This window comes from Oleiphilus sp. HI0067 (assembly GCF_001635735.1).
In genome coordinates, this window is record NZ_LWFI01000850.1 from 1 (window position 1) to 1396 (window position 1396).

At 43.3% G+C, this 1396-nt stretch carries 2 protein-coding genes; one reads left to right on the forward strand and one right to left on the reverse strand.

Features of this window, described 5'->3' with window-relative positions:
• The coding region (locus A3739_RS09080) for an alpha/beta fold hydrolase (RefSeq protein WP_197472233.1) at positions 1–347 on the reverse strand (347 nt) is incomplete at its 3' end.
• Between the two features lie 87 nt (positions 348–434).
• Here A3739_RS09080 and A3739_RS09085 point away from each other — a divergent pair.
• On the forward strand, positions 435–1396 hold a 962-nt coding region (locus A3739_RS09085; protein WP_068501072.1), incomplete at its 3' end, for an AraC family transcriptional regulator.

The window sequence follows — 1396 nt, forward strand, 5'->3', positions numbered from 1 at the left end:
CCAAGAAATTGCTTTAAAAAGGTCACATCGTCTGACACTTCGTAGCGGTCTTTGTGGTCAGGACCGGTCAAGCCGAAACCAGGTAAATCCATACGGATAATGCGGTAATGCTGTTTCAATGATTCAGTCCATGCATCCCAAGTATGCAGTGAAGATGCCGTACCATGAATCAAAACGATTACATCGCCCTCTCCTTCATCCCGATAATGAATACGGTTTCCATCGAGCTCCATAAATGAAGAAGATGAGTTGGTATATTTTTGCTCTAATACTTGTGGGTCGATGGATTGACTGCACGCACTGAGAAGTGCGCTAAGTACGAGAACGCAAGCGCTAAAAATTCGCATCACAATTCAGTCCTGTGGGGTTATGATTGAAGATGTGAATGTTAAAAGTAAGCCAAACAGCAACCTAGGTCCTTCGGTAACACGTTTATGTCTATTGGTAACACTGTCTCATGCGCAGCAGCGCAAGACCTAGTCGATATATGTCTTGAGTTAGACATTTTATCGACGAAAACACTGAGTGAGCTGGGATGGGATAGGTCATGGAGCAATAGCCCTGACTCGCGCCTACCAGAATCGGTTCTGATCTCTTTATGGCAAGAGATCGACAAGCACGATAAAGGACGAGGCCTTGGTTTACGCATTGGACAAACAATTAATCCAAACGCCAAGGGATTATTAGCAAGTTGGGTTAGTCAATGTAGTAATTTAGGCGAGGCATTAGAAGTATTTACAAACAATCTTGTGCTCATGAATGCCTCGGAGAACATCACCGTGCACAGGCAAGATAGCCTTGTTAGTTTGACCTTTAATATCGGAAGTAAACAACAATATCCTACCATCGCGATCGAACGCAGTATGAGCGCCGTGATGGCGTGGGCATATTCACTGACGGGTAATGAACTTACGATAGAAAAAGCCGAATTCAGTTTTCCAGAGCCTGATTACGCTCATCAATTTAAACAGATTTTTGGTCACTCAATTCGATTTAACGCTTCATCAAATAGAATCTCGATCAAAGCGCAAGCACTTGAGCTCCCAATCGTCAGCAGCAACTCGTTAGTGAAAGGGATAATTCAATCGAAAGCCTCAGAGCTACTATCAGATATTCAAGGCACAAGCTCGACCCAAGAAAAAGTAAAAAAACGCATAGAAGAAAGAATCAAAAGCTCAGAACCAGTTAGTACGGAATTAATTAGCGCCTCGCTGGGAATGAGCAGACAAACGCTCTACAGGAAGCTAAAAGAAGAGAGCAGCGATTTTAAAACTTTATTCGATCAAATAAGAAAAGAGGAAGCAGCAAAACAACTAGATCGAGGAGTGAGCTTGTCTTCGTTGAGTTTGCATCTGGGCTTTAAAGAGACGAGCGGCTTCTACAAGGCTTACAAGCG